Source organism: Pseudomonas sp. GW704-F2 (genome assembly GCF_059423025.1).
The window spans coordinates 25,393-44,889 of the sequence record NZ_JBWKXO010000002.1 but is presented as its reverse complement, the minus strand read 5'-3'; the positions used below and the strand labels follow the sequence as shown (position 1 = coordinate 44,889).

Sequence of the window (19,497 nt, the reverse complement as noted above, 5' to 3'; positions counted from 1 at the left end):
AAAGTGGCACAAAGTGGGTTTTTTGAACGTAAAGCGCTAAAATTTGGAGAAACGCATCTGTGTTTCGCGGAGCTAACGCTATCAGTCTCGATGCAAAAGGCCGTCTCGCTATGCCGAGCCGGTATCGTGACGAGCTGATTTCGCGAAGTTCCGGGCAGTTAATCATCACGATCGATGCCGTTGACCCTTGTTTATGCGTTTACCCCCTCGATGAGTGGGAGTTGATTGAAACCAAACTGCGTGCCTTGCCTTCATTGCGTGAAGAAAACCGCCGTCTGCAGCGTTTGCTGATCGGTAATGCCGTCGACCTCGAACTCGATGGCAGTGGTCGTTTCCTGGTGCCCCCGCGTCTGCGCGAGTACGCCAAGCTCGACAAGCGCGCAATGCTGGTGGGCCAACTGAACAAGTTCCAATTGTGGGACGAAGATGCCTGGGATGCTGTTTCTGCAGCTGACCTGGCTGCTATTCAACAACCGGGCGCCATGCCTGATGAACTGCGTGATTTGATCTTGTGACTATTGATAGCGGCTTTAACCACATCACCGTACTGCTTGACGAAGCCGTTGAGGCTCTCGCCGTACGCGCGGATGGCTGCTATCTGGATGGTACCTTCGGCAGGGGCGGGCACAGCCGGTTGATACTCAGCCAGCTCGGGCCCGACGGTAAACTCCTCGGGTTCGACAAAGACCCCCAGGCGATTGCCACCGGGCAAGCGCTAGCGGCCGAAGACGGCCGCTTTGTCGTTGTACAACGCAGCTTTGCCGAGCTGGGTGCTGAAGTCGCCGAGCGCGGCATGGCAGGCAAGGTGGCCGGGGTTTTGCTCGACCTGGGCGTGTCCTCGCCGCAGCTCGATGACCCGGAGCGCGGTTTCAGTTTCATGAACGACGGCCCGCTGGATATGCGTATGGACCCCACCCGTGGTGTCAGTGCCGCCCAGTTCATCGCCACTGCGCCGGTGGAAGAAATCGCCCGTGTGTTCAAGGAATACGGCGAAGAACGCTTCGCCGGCCGCATGGCGCGCGCCGTGGTCGAGCGCCGCGAAATCCAGCCGTTCGAGCGCACCGCCGACCTGGCTGAAGTGCTGAAAGTCGCCAACCCTGCCTGGGAAAAGGGCAAGAACCCGGCGACCCGTGCGTTCCAGGGCCTGCGCATTCACGTCAACAATGAATTGGGCGATCTGGAAGCCGGCCTCGAAGCCGCGCTGGAAGCCTTGGAAGTGGGCGGGCGCCTGGTGGTGATCAGCTTCCACTCCCTGGAAGACCGCATCGTCAAACTGTTCATGCGTCGCCTGGTCAAGGGTGAATCCGACAACCTGCCACGCAACCTGCCGGTGCGTTTCGAAGCCTTCGTGCCGAAAATCAAAATCCATGGCAAGGCGCAGTTCGCTTCCGAAGCTGAACTCAAGGCCAACCCACGCTCCCGTAGCGCCGTCATGCGCGTCGCGGAGAAGTTGCGGTGAGCAGGCTCTTCGCCAAGCCCCTCCCGGGCGGCAGCTTCTTTATGTTGTTGCTGTTTATCGGCGTGCTGGTGTCCGCGATTGCGGTGTCCTACAGCGCCCATTACAACCGCCAACTGCTCAATACCCTGTACGGCGAATTGAGTGTGCGTGATAAAGCGCAGGCGGAGTGGGGCCGGTTGATCCTCGAGCAAAGCACCTGGACCGCCCACAGCCGCATCGAAATACTGGCCACCGAACAGCTGAAGATGCACATCCCTGGCGCGGCCGAAGTTCGAATGGTGGCGCCATGATGAAACTCGAAGGCGCACTTTACCCGTGGCGCTTCCGCCTGATGCTTGGCTTGCTGGCCTTGATGGTCGGCGCCATCACCTGGCGGATCATCGACCTGCAGGTGGTCGACCGCGACTTCCTGATCGGCCAGGGCGATGCCCGTAGCCTGCGACATATTCCGATTCCTGCACACCGCGGCCTGATCACCGACCGTAACGGCGAGCCCCTGGCCGTCAGCACGCCGGTGACCACGCTGTGGGCCAACGCCAAGGAATTGCAGGTGGCCAAGGACAGGTGGCCACAACTGGCTGCCGCGTTGGGTCAGGACCCGAAAGCCCTGGCCGAGCGCCTGGAAGCCCAGGCCAATAAAGAATTCATCTACCTGGTTCGCGGCCTCACCCCTGAACAGGGCCAGCAAGTGCTCGACCTCAAGGTCCCCGGTGTCTACGGCATCGAGGAATTCCGCCGTTTCTACCCGGCCGGTGAAACCACCGCGCACATGGTTGGCTTTACCGACATCGACGACCATGGTCGCGAAGGGGTTGAGCTGGCCTACGATGAATGGCTGGCCGGCGTGCCCGGCAAGCGACAGGTCATCAAGGATCGGCGCGGCAGACTGATCAAAGACGTCCAAGTCACCAAAAACGCCAAGGCCGGCAAGCCCTTGGCGTTGTCGATTGACCTGCGCCTGCAATACCTGGCCAACCGCGAGCTGCGTAACGCGATCATCGAGAACGGCGCGAAGGCCGGCAGCCTGGTGATCATGGACGTGAAGACCGGCGAGATCCTCGCCATGGTCAACCAGCCGACCTACAACCCGAACAACCGTCGCAACCTGCAACCGGCGATGATGCGCAACCGCGCGATGATCGACGTGTTCGAGCCGGGTTCGACCATGAAAGCCATCTCCATGAGTGCCGCCCTGGAAACCGGGCGCTGGAAGCCCAGCGACAAGGTCGAGGTCTACCCCGGCACCCTGCAGTTGGGCAAATACACCATTCGTGACGTGTCGCGTACCGAAGGCCCGGTGTTGGATCTGACAGGTATCCTGATCAACTCCAGTAACGTGGGCATGAGTAAGGTCGCCTTCGATATCGGCGGCGAAACCATCTACCACCTGGCGCAAAAGATCGGCCTGGGCCAACCCACCGGCCTGGACTTCCCGGGTGAGCGCGTGGGCAACCTGCCGAACTACCGCGACTGGAAAAAAGCCGAGACCGCCACGCTGTCCTACGGCTATGGCCTGTCGGTGACCGCGATCCAGCTGGCCCACGCTTTCTCTGTATTGGCCAATAACGGTCGGATGGTTCCTTTGAGCCTGATCCACGTCGACGAAGCGCCGAAAGCGACCCAGGTGATTCCGGAAAGCGTCGCCAAGACCATGCAAGGCATGCTGCAACAAGTGATCGAAGCACCGCGCGGCGTATTCCGCGCCCAGGTGCCGGCGTATCACGTGGCCGGCAAGTCGGGTACTGCGCGTAAGACCTCGGTCGGCACCAAAGGCTATGCCGAGAACTCCTATCGCTCGCTGTTCGCCGGTTTCGGCCCGATGAGCGACCCGCGCTACGCCATCGTCGTCGTGATCGATGAACCGAGTAAAGCGGGCTACTTCGGTGGCCTGGTGTCGGCGCCGGTGTTCAGCAAAGTGATGTCCGGCACCCTGCGCCTGATGAACATCACGCCGGACAACCTGCCGCCGACCCAACAAGCGAACGCCGGACCACCGGCCGCCGCGGTAAAAGCCAATGGAGGGCGCGGCTGATGTCTCTTAGCCTGAACAAGATTTTTGCCCATGCCGGTCGCGATCTGCTGATCCGCGAGCTGACACTGGACAGTCGTAATGTACGCGCCGGGGACCTGTTCCTGGCGGTGCCTGGCGGCAAATACGATGGCCGCGCGCACATCGCCGATGCCCTGCAACGCGGCGCCGCCGCCGTGGCGTATGAAGTGGACGGTGCCACCGTGCTGCCGATCACCGACGTGCCGTTGATTCCGGTCAAAGGCCTGGCCGCGCAACTGTCGGACATCGCCGGGCGTTTCTACGGCGATCCGAGCCGCCACCTGAACCTGATTGGCGTGACCGGCACCAACGGCAAGACCAGCGTGACCCAACTGGTCGCCCAGGCGCTTGACCTGTTGGGCCAGCACTGCGGCATCGTCGGCACCCTGGGCACCGGTTTCTATGGCGCGCTGCAAAGCGGCCTGCACACCACGCCGAACCCGATCGCCGTGCAAGCGACCCTGGCCGACCTGAAAAAGGCCGGTGCCAAGGCGGTTGCCATGGAAGTGTCGTCCCACGGTTTGCACCAGGGCCGCGTTGCTGCGCTGGCTTTCGATGTGGCGGTGATGACCAACCTGTCCCGCGATCACCTGGACTACCACGGCACCATGCAAGCCTACGCCGCCGAGAAGGCCAAGCTGTTTGCCTGGAACGACCTGAAGTGCCGCGTGGTGAACCTGGATGACGCGTTCGGCCGCGAGCTGGCTGCCCAAGACAGCGAAGCGCGCCTGATCAGCTACAGCCTGGAAGACTCCCGCGCCTATCTGTATTGCCGCGAAGCCCAATTCAATGACGAGGGCGTGCGCGCCACGTTGGTGACGCCGCAGGGCGAGCACCATTTGCGCAGCACCTTGCTGGGTCGTTTCAACCTGAGCAACGTCCTCGCGGCGATCGGTGCGCTACTCGGCCTGGATTACGCGCTCGATGAAATCCTGCGCGTGCTGCCGAAGCTGGAAGGCCCGGCCGGTCGCATGCAACGTCTGGGCGGCGGTTCGCAGCCGCTGGTGGTGGTCGATTACGCCCACACCCCGGACGCACTGGAAAAAGTCCTGCTGGCCCTGCGCCCACACGCCAAGGGCAAGTTGCTGTGCCTGTTCGGCTGTGGCGGTGATCGCGATCGCGGCAAGCGTCCATTGATGGCCGAGATTGTCGAGCGTCTGGCCGATGGCGTGCTCGTCACCGACGACAACCCGCGCAGCGAAGACCCGAGCCAGATTTTCGACGACATCCGCGTCGGCTTCAAAGACCCATCCAAGGCCAGCTTCATTGCCGGTCGCGGCGCGGCCATTGCCCAATTGATCGCCAGCGCCAGCGTCGACGATGTCGTGGTACTGGCTGGTAAAGGTCACGAGGACTATCAAGAAATCAACGGCGAGCGTCACGCTTTCTCCGATCTGGTCGAGGCCGATCATGCCTTGACCGCCTGGGAGGTCGCCCATGCTTAAAGCGATGAAATTCAGCGAGCTGACCCAGGCCCTCTCGGCGCGCATGCTGTCGGGTGATTGCAGTTTCAATGGCGTCAGTATCGATAGCCGTGCGATCAAGCCGGGCCAACTGTTTGTTGCCCTGGCCGGTCCGCGTTTCGACGGCCATGACTACCTGAATGAGGTCGCCGCCAAAGGCGCGGTCGGTGCCCTGGTGCAACGCGAAGTGGCGGACTCCACCCTGCCGCAATTGCTGGTGGCCGACACGCGCCTGGCCTTGGGCCAACTGGGTGCGCTGAACCGTGCGGCGTTCACCAAGCCGGTGGCCGCGATCACCGGCTCCAGCGGCAAGACCACGGTCAAGGAACTGCTCGCCGGTGTCCTGCGCACGCGCGGGCCGGTGCTGGCCACCCGTGGCAACCTGAACAACGATTTCGGCGCACCGCTGACCCTGCTCGAACTGGCCCCGGAACACACGGCGGCCGTGATCGAGCTGGGCGCTTCGCGTATTGGCGAAATTGCCTACACCGTGGCGCTGACCAAGCCTCACGTGGCAATTATCAACAACGCCGGGACCGCCCACGTCGGCGAGTTCGGCGGCCCGGAAAAAATCGTCGAAGCCAAGGGCGAAATCCTCGAAGGCCTCGATGCCTCGGGCATAGCTGTGTTGAATCTTGACGACAAGGCCTTCGAGACCTGGCGTGTACGCGCCGCCGGTCGCAAGGTGCTGACGTTCGCCGTGCTGAATGCAGCGGCCGATTTCCACGCGTCGAACATCGCGGTCGACGCCCGTGGTTGCCCGTCCTTTACCTTGCATTCGCCGCAAGGCGAGCAGCATGTGCAGTTGAACCTGCTGGGCAACCATAACATCGCCAATGCCTTGGCGGCCGCGGCTGCGGCTTATGCCCTGGGCGTGTCGCTGTTTGGCATCGCCACCGGCCTGGGCGCGGTGCAACCGGTCAAGGGCCGTACCGTCGCGCAATTGGCCAGCAATGGCATGCGCGTGATCGATGACACTTACAACGCCAACCAGTCCTCGGTCTGCGCCGCCATCGACCTGCTCAAGGGTTTCGACGGGCGCAAGGTGCTGGTGCTGGGCGATATCGCCGAACTGGGCGATTGGGCCGAACAGTCCCATCGGGAAGTCGGCGCTTACGCCAGCGGCAAAGTCGACGCGCTCTACGCCGTCGGCCCGAACATGGCTCATGCCGTCAATGCCTTCGGCCCCGGTGCGCGGCATTTCGCCACCCAGGCCGAGCTGATCCAGGCGCTGCGTGCGGGCGAACAAGACAAACACACAACCATTTTGATCAAGGGATCGCGCAGCGCGGTGATGGAAAACGTCGTCGTGGCCTTGTGTGGCTCAAGTACGGAGAAACATTAATGCTGCTGCTGCTGGCTGAGTATCTGCAACAGTTCCACAAAGGCTTCGCGGTCTTCCAGTACCTGACCCTGCGCGGGATTCTGGGCGTGCTGACCGCGCTGTCTCTGTCGCTGTTCCTGGGGCCGTGGATGATCCGCACCCTGCAGAGCCTGCAAATTGGTCAATCGGTTCGCAATGACGGCCCGCAGTCGCACCTGTCCAAATCCGGCACCCCGACCATGGGCGGCGCGCTGATTCTGTCGTCCATCGGCATCAGCACCTTGCTCTGGGCCGACCTGTACAACCGCTACGTGTGGGTGGTGCTGCTGGTGACCTTGTTGTTCGGCGCCATCGGCTGGGTCGATGACTATCGCAAAGTGATCGAGAAAAACTCCAAGGGGCTGCCAAGCCGCTGGAAGTATTTCTGGCAGTCGGTGTTCGGCCTGGCCGCCGCGATCTTCCTCTACATGACGGCTCCAAGCGCGGTCGAGACCACCTTGATCATCCCGATGCTCAAGGATGCGAGCATTCCGCTGGGCATCGGCTTCGTGGTGCTGACCTACTTCGTCATCGTCGGCTCCAGCAACGCGGTGAACCTGACCGACGGCCTCGACGGCCTGGCGATCATGCCGACGGTGATGGTAGGCGGCGCGCTCGGCATCTTCTGCTACCTGTCGGGTAACGTGAAATTCGCTGAATACCTGCTGATCCCGTATGTGCCGGGCGCCGGTGAACTGATCGTGTTCTGCGGCGCGCTGATCGGTGCCGGGCTGGGCTTCCTGTGGTTCAACACCTATCCCGCGCAAGTGTTCATGGGCGATGTCGGCGCACTGGCGCTGGGCGCGGCCCTGGGCACCATCGCGGTGATCGTTCGCCAGGAAATCGTGCTGTTCATCATGGGCGGTGTGTTCGTGATGGAAACCCTGTCGGTGGTCATCCAGGTGGCTTCCTTCAAATTGACCGGGCGCCGCGTGTTCCGCATGGCGCCGATCCACCACCACTTTGAACTCAAGGGCTGGCCTGAGCCGCGTGTGATCGTCCGATTCTGGATCATCACCGTGATTCTCGTGCTGGTCGGTCTTGCCACCCTGAAACTGAGGTAGAAACGAGTGTCCCTGATCGCTTCAGACCACTTCCGCATCGTTGTCGGCCTCGGCAAGAGCGGCATGTCCCTGGTTCGCTTCCTGGCGAACCAGGGCACGTCGTTTGCCGTCGCCGATACGCGGGAAAATCCACCGGAGCTGGTCACGCTGCGCCGTGACTACCCGCACGTGGAAGTGCGTTGTGGCGAGTTGGATGTCGAGTTTCTGTGCCGTGCCGACGAGCTCTACGTGAGCCCCGGCCTGGCCCTGGCGACACCGGCCCTGCAAGCCGCAGCGGCGCGTGGCGTGAAGCTGTCCGGCGATATCGACCTGTTCGCGCGTAACGCGAAGGCGCCGATCGTCGCGATCAGCGGTTCCAACGCGAAAAGCACCGTGACCACCCTGGTCGGCGAGATGGCGGCTGCGGCCGGCAAGCGCGTGGCCGTGGGCGGCAACCTCGGCACCCCGGCGCTGGACCTGCTCAGCGACGACGTCGAGCTGTACGTGATGGAACTGTCGAGCTTCCAGCTGGAAACCACCCACGACCTGGGCGCTGAAGTGGCCACCGTATTGAACGTCAGCGAAGACCACATGGACCGCTACAGCGGCCTGCCGGCCTATCACCTGGCCAAGCACCGGATCTTCCGCGGCGCCAAACAAGTGGTGGTCAACCGCCAGGATGCCCTGAGCCGTCCGCTGATGGGCGAGGGCCTGCCGTGCTGGACCTTCGGCCTGGGCAAACCCGACTTCAAGGCCTTCGGTATCCGTGAAGAGAACGGCGAGAAATACCTGGCCTTCGAATTCCAGAACCTGATGCCGGTGCGCGAGCTGAAAATCCGTGGCGCCCACAACCAATCCAACGCCCTCGCGGCCTTGGCGCTGGGGCATGCCGTGGGCTTGCCGTTCGATGCCATGCTCGCGAGCCTGCGCACCTTCGGCGGCCTCGAGCATCGCTGCCAGTGGGTCCGCGACCTGAATGGCGTCAGCTATTACAACGACTCCAAGGCCACCAACGTCGGTGCGGCCCTGGCCGCCATCGAAGGCCTGGGGGCCGATATCGACGGCAAGCTGCTGCTGATCGCCGGTGGCGACGGCAAAGGCGCCGACTTCAAGGACCTCAAGGGGCCGGTGGCCGCCCATTGCCGCGCCGTGGTGCTGATGGGCCGCGATGCCGACTTGATCGCCGCCGCCCTCGGTGATGCGGTGCCGCAAGTGCGCGCCAGCTCGCTCGACGACGCGATTGCCCAGTGCAAAGCCCTGGCCCAGCCGGGTGATGCGGTGCTGCTGTCGCCGGCGTGCGCCAGTTTCGACATGTTCAAGAACTACGAAGAGCGCGGCCAGCTGTTCGCCCGCGCCGTGGAGGCCTTGGCATGAATCTCAACCTCCGTAACATCATCAAGCCGTACCCGTCGCCGATCATTACCGGGCGCGGCATCGACCTCGACTTCCCGATGCTCGCCGGTTGCCTGGCTTTGCTGGGCCTTGGGCTGGTGATGATCACGTCGGCGTCCTCCGAAGTGGCGGCCGTGCAGTCGGGCAACACCCTGTACATGATGATCCGTCACCTGGTGTACCTGGTGATCGGCCTCGGCGCGTGCATCGTCACCATGATGATCCCCATCGCCACCTGGCAGCGTCTGGGCTGGCTGATGCTGATCGGTGCGTTTGGCTTGCTGATCATGGTGATCCTGCCCGGCATCGGCCGCGAGGTGAACGGTTCGATGCGCTGGATCGGCTTCGGTGCGTTCAACGTGCAGCCGTCGGAAATCGCCAAGGTGTTCGTGGTGATCTACCTCGCCGGCTACCTGGTGCGGCGTCAGAAAGAAGTGCGTGAAAGCTGGATGGGCTTCTTCAAGCCGTTCATCGTGCTGCTGCCCATGGCCGGCCTGTTGCTGATGGAACCCGACTTCGGGGCCACCGTCGTGATGATGGGCGCCGCTGCGGCGATGCTGTTCCTCGGCGGGGTCGGGCTGTTCCGCTTCACCTTGATGGTGGTGCTGGCGGTGGCTGCCGTGACCGTGCTGGTGCAGGCGCAACCTTATCGGATGGCCCGTCTGATCACCTTTACCGACCCGTGGTCCGACCAGTTCGGCTCCGGCTACCAGTTGACCCAGGCGCTGATCGCCTTCGGTCGTGGCGAGTGGCTGGGCGTGGGCCTGGGCAACAGCGTGCAGAAACAATTCTACCTGCCGGAAGCGCACACCGACTTCGTGTTCTCGGTGCTCGCCGAAGAGCTGGGCGTGGTCGGCTCGCTGTGTACCGTCGCATTGTTCGTGTTCGTGTGTGTGCGCGGCATGTACATCGGCTTGTGGGCCGAGAAGGCCAAACAGTATTTCGCTGCGTATGTGGCGTATGGCTTGTCGTTCCTGTGGATCGGCCAGTTCCTGATCAATATCGGCGTGAACGTCGGCCTGCTGCCGACCAAGGGCCTGACCTTGCCGTTCCTCAGTTACGGCGGCAGTTCGTTGGTGATCTGCTGTGCCTGTCTTGGCTTGTTGCTGCGCATCGAGTGGGAGAGTCGAACCCACCTGGGCAGCGAAGAGATGGAGTTCAGCGAAAGCGACTTCGCCGAGGAGCCGACCCATGGGCGCTAACGTGCTGATCATGGCGGGCGGCACCGGGGGCCACGTGTTCCCGGCCCTGGCCTGTGCGCGCGAATTCCAGAGCCGTGGCTACAGCGTGCATTGGCTGGGAACGCCGCGTGGCATCGAAAACGAACTGGTGCCGAACGCCGGCTTGCCGCTGCATCTGATCAACGTCACGGGCCTGCGCGGCAAGGGCAAGCTGTCGCTGCTCAAGGCACCGTTCGTGTTGCTCAAGGCGGTGTGGCAGGCGCGCAAGGTCATCCGTGAATTGCAGCCTGTGTGTGTGCTCGGTTTCGGCGGTTATGTGACCGGCCCCGGCGGCGTCGCGGCGAGGCTCGCGGGCGTGCCGGTGATCGTGCATGAGCAGAACGCTGTCGCCGGCACCGCCAACCGCTTGCTGGTGCCGCTGGCGGCGCGGGTGTGCGAAGCGTTCCCGAATACCTTCGGCGCCTCGGACAAACGCCGCACCACCGGCAACCCGGTACGCACCGAGCTGTTTATGGACATTGCCCGGCAGCCCTTGGTCGGGCGCAAGGCGCACCTGCTGATCCTGGGCGGGAGCCTGGGCGCCGAGCCGCTGAACAAATTGCTGCCGCAAGCGCTGGCGCAGTTGCCGGTGGACGTGCGCCCGCAGGTCTTTCACCAGGCCGGCAAGAACCACGATGAAGTCACCGCCACGCGTTATCGCGAGGCCGGTGTCGAGGCTGATGTGCAGCCCTTCATCAAAGACATGGCCCAAGCCTATGGCTGGGCCGACCTGGTGGTCTGTCGCGCTGGTGCGCTGACCGTCAGTGAACTGGCCGCCGCCGGTCTGCCGTCCTTGCTGGTGCCTTTGCCCCATGCGATCGACGATCACCAGACCCGCAACGCCGAATATTTGGCCGGGGAGGGCGCTGCCTTCCTACTGCCGCAAAGAACGACTGGCGCCGCCGATTTGGCCGCACGCCTGACCGAGGTTTTGATGCAACCGGAACGACTCAACAGCATGGCGTGTACCGCACGCCGCCTGGCCAAACCTGACGCAACCCGCACCGTGGTCGATATCTGCCTGGAGGTGGCCCATGGTTGAGAATCAGAAAGCCATGCCGCAACCGGAAATGCGCCGCATCCGTCGTATCCACTTCGTCGGGATCGGCGGTGTGGGCATGTGTGGCATTGCCGAAGTGTTGCTGAACCTGGGCTACCAGGTGTCCGGCTCCGACTTGAAAGAGTCGCCGGTTACCGAGCGCCTGAAGTCCTTCGGCGCGAAAATCTTCATCGGCCACCGCGCCGAGAACGCCGTCGAGGCCGACGTGCTGGTGGTGTCCAGCGCCGTGAACACCTCAAACCCGGAAGTTGCCAGCGCCCTTGAGCGCCGCATTCCCGTGGTGCCCCGCGCCGAGATGCTGGCCGAGCTGATGCGCTACCGCCATGGCATTGCCGTCGCCGGTACCCACGGCAAGACCACCACCACCAGCCTGATCGCCTCGGTGTTCGCCGCTGGTGGCCTGGACCCGACCTTTGTGATCGGTGGCCGCCTGAATGCAGCTGGCACCAATGCGCAACTGGGCACCAGCCGCTACCTGATCGCCGAAGCCGACGAAAGCGATGCCAGCTTCCTGCACCTGCAACCGCTGGTGGCCGTGGTCACCAACATCGACGCCGACCACATGGCGACCTACGACGGCGACTTCAACAAGTTGAAGAAAACCTTCGTCGAGTTCCTGCATAACCTGCCGTTCTACGGTTTGGCGGTGGTGTGCCTGGATGACCCGGTGGTGCGCGAGATCCTGCCGCTGGTCAAGCGTCCGACCGTGACCTACGGCTTCAGCGAAGACGCCGACGTGCGCGCGATCAATGTGCGCCAGCAAGGCATGCAGACGTTCTTCACCGTGCTGCGCCCGGACCGCGAACCGCTGGACGTGTCGGTGAACATGCCGGGCAACCACAACGTGCTCAATTCCCTGGCGACCATCTGCATTGCCTCCGATGAAGGCGTCAGCGATGAAGCCATTGTCGAGGGCCTGTCGGGCTTTGCCGGCGTGGGCCGGCGCTTCCAGGTCTACGGGCAACTGCCGGTGGAAGGTGGCGAGGTGATGCTGGTGGACGACTACGGTCACCACCCGACCGAAGTCGCCGCCGTGATCAAGGCCGTGCGCGGTGGTTGGCCGGAGCGTCGCCTGGTGATGGTCTACCAGCCGCACCGCTACAGCCGCACCCGCGACCTGTATGACGATTTCGTCAATGTACTGGCCGATGCCAACGTGCTGCTGCTGATGGAAGTCTACCCGGCCGGTGAAGAACCGATCCCCGGGGCGGACAGCCGCAAACTGTGCAACAGCATCCGTCAGCGTGGCCAGTTGGACCCGATCTACATCGAGCGCGGTGTGGACCTGGCGCCGATCGTCAAGCCGCTGCTGCGCGCCGGCGACATCCTGCTGTGCCAGGGTGCCGGTGATATCGGCGGCCTTGCGCCTAAATTGCTGGCGAGCTCCTTGTTCGTAAAAAAAGCGCTCGCTGCTGAACAGGGGAAGTCGAAATGACCACGAACTACGCCTCCCTGTTCTCCACCATCGCCCCTGCCGACTTCGGCCGCGTGGCCGTGCTGTTCGGCGGTAAGAGCGCTGAGCGTGAAGTGTCGCTCAAGTCCGGCAACGCCGTGCTCGAAGCGCTGCAAAGCGCGGGCGTGAATGCGTTCGGGATCGACGTGGGCGACGACTTCCTCGCACGCCTGCAGGCCGAGAAGATCGACCGCGCCTTCATCATCCTGCACGGCCGTGGCGGTGAAGACGGCAGCATGCAAGGCCTGCTGGAGTGCGCCGGGATTCCTTACACCGGCAGCGGCATCCTCGCCTCGGCGCTGGCCATGGACAAGTTGCGCACCAAGCAGGTGTGGCACAGCCTGGGAATTCCTACCCCGCGTCACAGTGTGCTGTGCAGCGAAGACGATTGTATTTCTGCAGCCAAGGAACTGGGCCTGCCTTTGATCGTCAAACCTGCCCATGAAGGCTCCAGTATCGGCATGGCTAAAGTGAACTCGGCCGCCGAATTGATCGACGCATGGAAAGCGGCAAGTACCTACGATTCGCAAGTGTTGGTGGAACAGTGGATCCAAGGTCCCGAGTACACCATCGCCACCCTGCGTGGCCAGGTATTGCCGCCCATCGCCTTGGGCACGCCCCACACCTTTTACGATTACGACGCCAAGTACCTGGCTTCCGATACCCAGTACCGGATCCCCTGCGGCCTTGACGCAAGCAAAGAACAGGAATTGATGGACCTCACGGCGAAAGCCTGTGAGGCGCTGGGTATCGCCGGTTGGGCGCGGGCAGACGTGATGCAGGATGACCAAGGGAATTTCTGGTTCCTGGAAGTCAACACCGCACCGGGCATGACCGACCACAGCCTGGTCCCTATGGCCGCGCGCGCAGCCGGCCTGGATTTCCAGCAGTTGGTGCTGGCGATCCTGGCGGCCAGCGTTGCCGGTGAAGAAAGGCAGCGAGGCTAAGACATGAAAGGCGCATCGCTTCGTCATCAGCCCCCACCCGCACCCGGCCGCAAGCCGGTGCCACGGGGTGCCAGCCGAATGGTGGCTAAAGAGCCGATGTCGGCGCGCCTGCCGAAAGCCAACTTTGGTTTCCTCAAGGCGCTGTTCTGGCCGGTGTTGCTGGTGGTGTTGGGTTTCGGCACTTACGAAGGCGCGCAGCGTCTATTGCCTTATGCCGACCGGCCGATCACCAAGATCAGCGTGCAGGGCGACTTGAGCTACATCAGCCAGCAAGCGGTGCAGCAGCGCATTGGCCCGTTCCTGGCGGCGAGCTTCTTCACCATCGACCTGGCCGGCATGCGCCGGGAGCTGGAGCAGATGCCGTGGATCGCCCACGCCGAAGTCCGCCGTGTATGGCCGGACCAGGTGACGATCCGCCTGGAAGAACAACTGCCCGTGGCCCGTTGGGGCGATGAGGCGCTGTTGAACAACCAGGGCCAGGCGTTCACCCCGCGTGAGCTGGCCAATTACGAGCACCTGCCGCAGCTGTTCGGGCCGCAGCGGGCGCAGCAGCAAGTGATGCAGCAGTACCAGGCCTTGAGCCAGATGCTGCGGCCGCTGGGCTTCTCCATTGCACGCCTGGAATTGCGTGAACGGGGCAGCTGGTTTTTGACGACCGGGGCAGGCAGTTCCGGCCCGGGCATCGAGTTGTTGCTGGGACGCGACCGCTTGGTGGAAAAGATGCGCCGCTTTATTGCCATCTATGAAAAGACCTTGAAAGAACAGATTACGAACATTGCGAGCGTCGACCTGCGTTACGCCAACGGCCTTGCCGTCGGCTGGCGTGAACCGGCTGCGCCCACGGCAGCGCAACCCGCTGTCGCGAAGAATTAAGAAGAGGCAGGACCCATGGCAAACGTGCAAAGCGGCAAAATGATCGTCGGTCTCGATATCGGCACCTCCAAGGTGGTGGCGCTGGTGGGCGAGGTCGGGGAAGACGGCACGATCGAAATCGTCGGTATTGGCACGCATCCGTCCCGGGGCCTGAAGAAGGGCGTGGTGGTGAACATCGAGTCCACCGTGCAATCGATCCAGCGCGCCATCGAAGAAGCGCAGCTGATGGCCGGTTGCCGGATTCACTCGGCGTTCGTAGGCGTGGCGGGCAATCACATCCGCAGCCTGAATTCCCACGGCATCGTGGCGATCCGCGACCGCGAAGTCAGCGCGGCCGACCTTGAGCGCGTACTCGACGCCGCCCAGGCCGTGGCGATCCCGGCGGACCAGCGCGTGCTGCACACCCTGCCGCAGGACTACGTGATCGACAACCAGGAAGGCGTGCGCGAGCCCCTGGGCATGTCAGGCGTGCGCCTGGAAGCCAAGGTCCACGTGGTGACCTGCGCGGTCAATGCCGCACAGAACATTGAAAAGTGCGTGCGTCGCTGCGGCCTGGAAATCGACGACATCATTCTCGAGCAACTGGCTTCGGCCTACTCGGTACTGACCGACGACGAAAAAGAACTGGGCGTGTGCCTGGTCGACATCGGCGGCGGCACCACCGACATCGCGATCTTCACCGAGGGTGCGATCCGTCACACCGCCGTGATCCCGATTGCCGGCGACCAGGTCACCAACGACATCGCCATGGCGTTGCGCACACCGACGCAGTACGCCGAAGAGATCAAGATCCGCTATGCCTGCGCCCTGGCCAAACTGGCCGGTGCCGGTGAAACCATCAAGGTGCCGAGCGTGGGCGACCGTCCACCGCGCGAGCTGTCGCGCCAGGCCTTGGCCGAAGTGGTCGAGCCGCGTTACGACGAGCTGTTCACCCTGATCCAGGCGGAACTGCGCCGCAGCGGCTACGAAGATTTGATCCCGGCCGGCATCGTGCTGACCGGTGGCACCTCGAAGATGGAAGGCGCGGTCGAACTGGCCGAAGAGATCTTCCACATGCCAGTTCGCCTGGGCGTGCCCCATGGCGTCAAAGGCCTGGGCGACGTGGTGCGCAACCCGATTTATTCCACCGGTGTGGGCTTGCTGTTGTACGGGCTGCAAAAGCAGACCGACGGCATTTCCCTGTCGGGGCCGAGCATCCGCGACAGCTACCGCGGCGACGACGAAGCGAAAGCACCGTTGTTTGAACGGTTGCAGGCTTGGGTCAAAGGCAATTTCTAACGATTTACCGCAACACCGTAAAAAAGCAGTAGGCGAAAAAACTAGAGAACACGAAAGGAGAGGGAAAATGTTCGAACTCGTAGACAACATCCCCGCAAGCCCGGTCATCAAAGTGATCGGTGTCGGCGGTGGCGGCGGCAACGCTGTCAACCATATGGTCAAGAGCAACATTGAAGGCGTTGAATTCATCTGCGCCAACACTGATGCCCAGGCGCTGAAGAGCATCGGCGCGCGGACCATCCTGCAATTGGGCACCGCCGTGACCAAGGGCCTCGGCGCTGGCGCCAACCCGGAAGTCGGCCGTCAAGCCGCGCTGGAAGACCGCGAGCGTATCGCCGAAGTGCTGCAAGGCACCAACATGGTGTTCATCACCACCGGCATGGGCGGCGGTACCGGTACCGGTGCAGCGCCGATCATCGCCGAAGTGGCCAAGGAAATGGGGATTCTGACGGTCGCCGTCGTGACCCGTCCGTTCCCGTTCGAAGGCCGCAAGCGCATGCAGATCGCCGACGAAGGTATCCGTCTGCTGTCTGAAAGCGTCGACTCGTTGATCACCATCCCCAACGAGAAGCTGCTGACCATCCTGGGCAAGGACGCGAGCCTGCTGTCCGCGTTCGCCAAGGCTGACGATGTACTGGCCGGTGCCGTTCGCGGTATCTCCGACATCATCAAGCGCCCGGGCATGATCAACGTCGACTTTGCCGACGTGCGTACCGTGATGAGCGAAATGGGCATGGCGATGATGGGCACTGGCTGCGCCAGCGGTCCGAACCGTGCGCGTGAAGCCACCGAAGCGGCCATCCGCAACCCGTTGCTCGAAGACGTGAACCTGCAAGGCGCACGCGGCATCCTGGTGAACATCACCGCCGGTCCTGACCTGTCCCTGGGTGAGTACTCCGACGTGGGTAGCATCATCGAAGCCTTCGCTTCCGAGCACGCGATGGTCAAAGTCGGGACCGTGATCGATCCGGACATGCGCGACGAACTGCATGTGACCGTGGTCGCGACCGGCCTGGGCGCAAAAATCGAGAAGCCTGTAAAGGTCATCGACAATACCGTTCATACCGGCCACAACAGCCACGCCAGCCAAGCGGCTGCCGCTCCAGCGCCTGCGCGTCAGGAACTGCCGTCGGTGAACTACCGTGATCTGGACCGTCCGACCGTGATGCGCAATCAGGCTCAGGCCGGTGCTGCAGCGTCCCGTAGCCCGAATCCGCAAGATGACCTGGACTACCTGGACATCCCGGCATTCCTGCGTCGTCAGGCCGATTAATGGAATGTATCAGGGCTATGAAGGTGATTGGTGTTCAGCAAAGGTCTGGTCTGCTATTATCGCCAGCCTTTGTTGATACCAGTTCGCAATTTGCGCTGAAGCGGTCCAAGCCATGATTAAACAACGCACCCTGAAGAATATTATTCGTGCCACAGGTGTAGGTCTGCACTCCGGGGAGAAGGTATACCTGACCCTCAAACCTGCACCTGTCGACACCGGCATCGTGTTTGTTCGTGCCGACCTGGACCCTGTGGTGCAGATTCCTGCTCGCGCGGAAAACGTCGGCGAAACCACGATGTCGACCACATTGGTCAACGGTGACGTCAAGGTGGACACGGTGGAGCACTTGCTCTCGGCCATGGCTGGCCTGGGCATCGATAACGCCTACGTCGAGCTCTCCGCGTCCGAAGTCCCCATCATGGATGGCAGCGCTGGTCCCTTCGTATTCTTGATTCAATCTGCCGGCCTGGAAGAACAGGACGCAGCCAAGAAGTTCATTCGCATTCTGCGGGAAGTGACAGTAGAAGACGGCGACAAGCGCGCCACCTTCGTCCCGTTCGAAGGCTTTAAAGTGAGCTTTGAGATCGATTTCGATCACCCGGTATTTCGCGACCGTACCCAAAGCGCAAGCGTGGATTTTTCCAGCACTTCGTTCGTAAAAGAAGTCAGCCGCGCCCGCACCTTTGGTTTCATGAGTGACATCGAGTACCTGCGCAAGCACAACCTCGCACTCGGCGGCAGCGTTGAAAACGCCATTGTGGTCGACGCGGATGGTGTACTGAACGAAGACGGCCTTCGCTATGAAGACGAATTCGTGAAGCACAAGATCCTCGATGCAATCGGTGACCTCTACCTGCTGGGCAATAGCCTGATAGGCGAGTTCAAAGGCTTCAAGTCGGGCCACGCCCTTAACAACCAGTTGCTGCGCAAGTTGATTGAGCAGACAGATGCTTGGGAAGTCGTGACCTTCGAAGATGCCAGCACCGCACCGATCTCTTACATGCGTCCCGTTGCGGCGGTGTAAGTAACAACTCTCTTTCTTTAGTTTTTAAGGGCTGCCTTCGGGTGGCCCTTTTTATTTCCCGTGGCGAGCGAGCCACAATGGCCTGTTCGCCTCAGTCATCGCGCCGTTGCCTCCACGATGCAATTGCGCCCACTGTGCTTGGCTTCATACAGCGCGCGGTCCGCACTGAGCTGCAAGTCCTCCAGGGACATGCGACTGCGCTTGTCCCACGTACTCAGGCCAATGCTCACGGTAATCGGCCGTTCATCCCCTTCCACCCGTGGCAAGTGCTCGACGCCGCGGCGGATATGCTCGGCGATTAGCCATGCGCCCCTGATATCGGTAGACGGCAATACCACAGCAAACTCTTCACCGCCATAACGTGCGGCCAGGTCGGCCGGGCGACGGATGTTGCCGCCGATCACCTGGGCGACGTTGCGCAACGCTTCATCGCCGCCGTGATGGCCATGACGGTCGTTGAATGCCTTGAAGTGGTCGACGTCAATCATCAACAGCGTCAGCGGTTCGGCGGAGCGCTGGGCGCGGTCCCATTCCAGGCGCAGGCGTTGGTCCAGAATGCGCCGGTTGGCCAGGCCGGTGAGCGCGTCGGTGGCTGCCAGTTCTGACAGCACCTTCTCCGCGCGAAAACGGCGGCGCAGTTCCCGGCGCAGCATCCAGGTCAGCCATAACAGGCCGATACACAGGATGCCGGTGGCGCCGCCGGTCAGCGTCGCCGCGCGCTTCCATGGCGCGAACACGTCCTCACTGGACAGCGCCACGACCACAATCAGCGGTAGCTCGCCGACATTGGTGAAGGTATACAGGCGTTCCTTGTCGGTGATGGTCGAGATGGCCCGAAAGCTGCCGCTTCCTTCGCGCAACATGCGCTTGAAGTTGGGGCGATCACTCAGGTCCTTGTTGATCATGTCGCGCTCCAGCAGCGGTTGCTGGGCCAGGAGAATGCCGTGGCTGCTCAACAGGTTGACCGAGCTGCTATTGCCGATGGCGAGGCTGTTGAACAACTGATCGAAGTACGCCAGGCGCATGGTGGCCACCGCGACCCCGAGGAACTCGCCGTTGGCGCCGGTGACGCGGCGGCTGAACGCGATGCGCCAGACTTGCTCGCAATGGCACTGAATCATGAACGGCCGGCTGATGAACAGGTCGTTCTGGTTGGTGATTTTATGCACGAGGAAGTAGTCGCGATCAGCCAAATTACGCGAGGTCGGCTTGAGCGTCGAAGAGTCAGCAACGACGGCGCCATTGGCGTCCAGCAACAGCACTTGGTCTTTGAACGGCGCGGCCGTCGACAGCTCGAATTGCACCAGATGCCGGATATCCCCCGATACCTTGGACAAATCCGTGCGTTGCGTGGCGGCGATCAACCCTTGCAGCGCGAGGTCGTATAGCTCGACGTTACGCAGCACATCGGCGTTGATCAGTTGGGTGATGTTGGTGGTTGAGCGTTTCGCCGCCTGCAGGGTGCTGGCGTGTTCGCGGATCAACAGCACTGCGACGATAATCACAATCAGTGCGACGGTGAAGCCGCTGCCGAGCATCAACAATAATTCTGCGCGTTCAGGTGGGGTACGAAAAGGGCGTGGACTCATCGGGCAGACT

The 19,497-nt window shown here is 62.4% G+C and carries 17 protein-coding genes; 16 read left to right on the top strand and 1 reads right to left on the bottom strand.

Translation table 11 applies throughout. The features are described from left to right. Positions 1 to 59: 59 nt before the first annotated feature. The 16 genes from mraZ (at position 60) to lpxC (ending at position 17,898) form a co-directional block, all read left to right on the top strand. Positions 60 to 515, top strand: coding sequence for a division/cell wall cluster transcriptional repressor MraZ (gene mraZ, locus AC07W0_RS01970; protein WP_003171868.1), 456 nt, complete (start codon positions 60 to 62; stop codon positions 513 to 515). Further along, positions 512 to 1,459: a 16S rRNA (cytosine(1402)-N(4))-methyltransferase RsmH gene (gene rsmH, locus AC07W0_RS01965; RefSeq protein WP_010213048.1), complete on the top strand. Its 948-nt coding sequence runs from the start codon at positions 512 to 514 to the stop codon at positions 1,457 to 1,459. The genes mraZ and rsmH overlap by 4 nt, the downstream gene beginning before the upstream one ends. Continuing rightward, positions 1,456 to 1,749, top strand: coding sequence for a cell division protein FtsL (gene ftsL, locus AC07W0_RS01960; RefSeq protein ID WP_017845934.1), 294 nt, complete (start codon positions 1,456 to 1,458; stop codon positions 1,747 to 1,749). The genes rsmH and ftsL overlap by 4 nt, the downstream gene beginning before the upstream one ends. Beyond that, positions 1,749 to 3,491: a peptidoglycan D,D-transpeptidase FtsI family protein gene (locus tag AC07W0_RS01955; RefSeq protein ID WP_017845933.1), complete on the top strand. Its 1,743-nt coding sequence runs from the start codon at positions 1,749 to 1,751 to the stop codon at positions 3,489 to 3,491. Before ftsL ends, AC07W0_RS01955 begins: the two co-directional genes overlap by 1 nt. Then, on the top strand, positions 3,491 to 4,954 hold the full coding sequence (locus AC07W0_RS01950) for a UDP-N-acetylmuramoyl-L-alanyl-D-glutamate--2,6-diaminopimelate ligase (protein WP_017845932.1): 1,464 nt from the start codon (positions 3,491 to 3,493) through the stop codon (positions 4,952 to 4,954). Before AC07W0_RS01955 ends, AC07W0_RS01950 begins: the two co-directional genes overlap by 1 nt. Then, positions 4,947 to 6,317 carry a UDP-N-acetylmuramoyl-tripeptide--D-alanyl-D-alanine ligase gene (locus AC07W0_RS01945; RefSeq protein ID WP_102617123.1) on the top strand — a complete coding sequence of 457 codons (1,371 nt, stop codon included), beginning with the start codon at positions 4,947 to 4,949 and terminating at the stop codon, positions 6,315 to 6,317. Before AC07W0_RS01950 ends, AC07W0_RS01945 begins: the two co-directional genes overlap by 8 nt. Beyond that, the gene (gene mraY, locus AC07W0_RS01940) at positions 6,317 to 7,399 is read left to right on the top strand and encodes a phospho-N-acetylmuramoyl-pentapeptide-transferase (RefSeq protein WP_017845930.1); all 1,083 of its coding nucleotides are present in this window, start codon (positions 6,317 to 6,319) and stop codon (positions 7,397 to 7,399) included. Before AC07W0_RS01945 ends, mraY begins: the two co-directional genes overlap by 1 nt. A gap of 6 nt (positions 7,400 to 7,405) precedes the next feature. Then, on the top strand, positions 7,406 to 8,752 hold the full coding sequence (murD, locus tag AC07W0_RS01935; RefSeq protein ID WP_017845929.1) for a UDP-N-acetylmuramoyl-L-alanine--D-glutamate ligase: 1,347 nt from the start codon (positions 7,406 to 7,408) through the stop codon (positions 8,750 to 8,752). Next, positions 8,749 to 9,972 (top strand): putative lipid II flippase FtsW, encoded by a 1,224-nt coding sequence (gene ftsW, locus AC07W0_RS01930; RefSeq protein ID WP_017845928.1) that lies wholly within the window; start codon positions 8,749 to 8,751, stop codon positions 9,970 to 9,972. Before murD ends, ftsW begins: the two co-directional genes overlap by 4 nt. Further along, positions 9,962 to 11,032: an undecaprenyldiphospho-muramoylpentapeptide beta-N-acetylglucosaminyltransferase gene (gene murG, locus AC07W0_RS01925; RefSeq protein ID WP_102617122.1), complete on the top strand. Its 1,071-nt coding sequence runs from the start codon at positions 9,962 to 9,964 to the stop codon at positions 11,030 to 11,032. The genes ftsW and murG overlap by 11 nt, the downstream gene beginning before the upstream one ends. Next, the gene (murC, locus tag AC07W0_RS01920; RefSeq protein WP_046484593.1) at positions 11,025 to 12,485 is read left to right on the top strand and encodes a UDP-N-acetylmuramate--L-alanine ligase; all 1,461 of its coding nucleotides are present in this window, start codon (positions 11,025 to 11,027) and stop codon (positions 12,483 to 12,485) included. Before murG ends, murC begins: the two co-directional genes overlap by 8 nt. Continuing rightward, positions 12,482 to 13,450, top strand: coding sequence for a D-alanine--D-alanine ligase (locus AC07W0_RS01915; protein ID WP_017845925.1), 969 nt, complete (start codon positions 12,482 to 12,484; stop codon positions 13,448 to 13,450). The genes murC and AC07W0_RS01915 overlap by 4 nt, the downstream gene beginning before the upstream one ends. A 3-nt stretch (positions 13,451 to 13,453) precedes the next feature. Then, positions 13,454 to 14,323 carry a cell division protein FtsQ/DivIB gene (locus AC07W0_RS01910; protein ID WP_026139894.1) on the top strand — a complete coding sequence of 290 codons (870 nt, stop codon included), beginning with the start codon at positions 13,454 to 13,456 and terminating at the stop codon, positions 14,321 to 14,323. 15 nt (positions 14,324 to 14,338) lie between these two features. Next, positions 14,339 to 15,601, top strand: coding sequence for a cell division protein FtsA (ftsA, locus tag AC07W0_RS01905; protein ID WP_017845923.1), 1,263 nt, complete (start codon positions 14,339 to 14,341; stop codon positions 15,599 to 15,601). A gap of 67 nt (positions 15,602 to 15,668) precedes the next feature. Next, on the top strand, positions 15,669 to 16,874 hold the full coding sequence (ftsZ, locus tag AC07W0_RS01900; protein ID WP_017845922.1) for a cell division protein FtsZ: 1,206 nt from the start codon (positions 15,669 to 15,671) through the stop codon (positions 16,872 to 16,874). A 112-nt stretch (positions 16,875 to 16,986) separates the two neighbouring features. Beyond that, positions 16,987 to 17,898 (top strand): UDP-3-O-acyl-N-acetylglucosamine deacetylase, encoded by a 912-nt coding sequence (lpxC, locus tag AC07W0_RS01895; protein ID WP_003171886.1) that lies wholly within the window; start codon positions 16,987 to 16,989, stop codon positions 17,896 to 17,898. 95 nt (positions 17,899 to 17,993) lie between these two features. Here the strand turns inward: lpxC and AC07W0_RS01890 are convergent, their stop codons facing one another. Then, on the bottom strand, positions 17,994 to 19,487 hold the full coding sequence (locus AC07W0_RS01890; protein ID WP_046484587.1) for a sensor domain-containing diguanylate cyclase: 1,494 nt from the start codon (positions 19,485 to 19,487) through the stop codon (positions 17,994 to 17,996). Positions 19,488 to 19,497 lie beyond the last annotated feature (10 nt).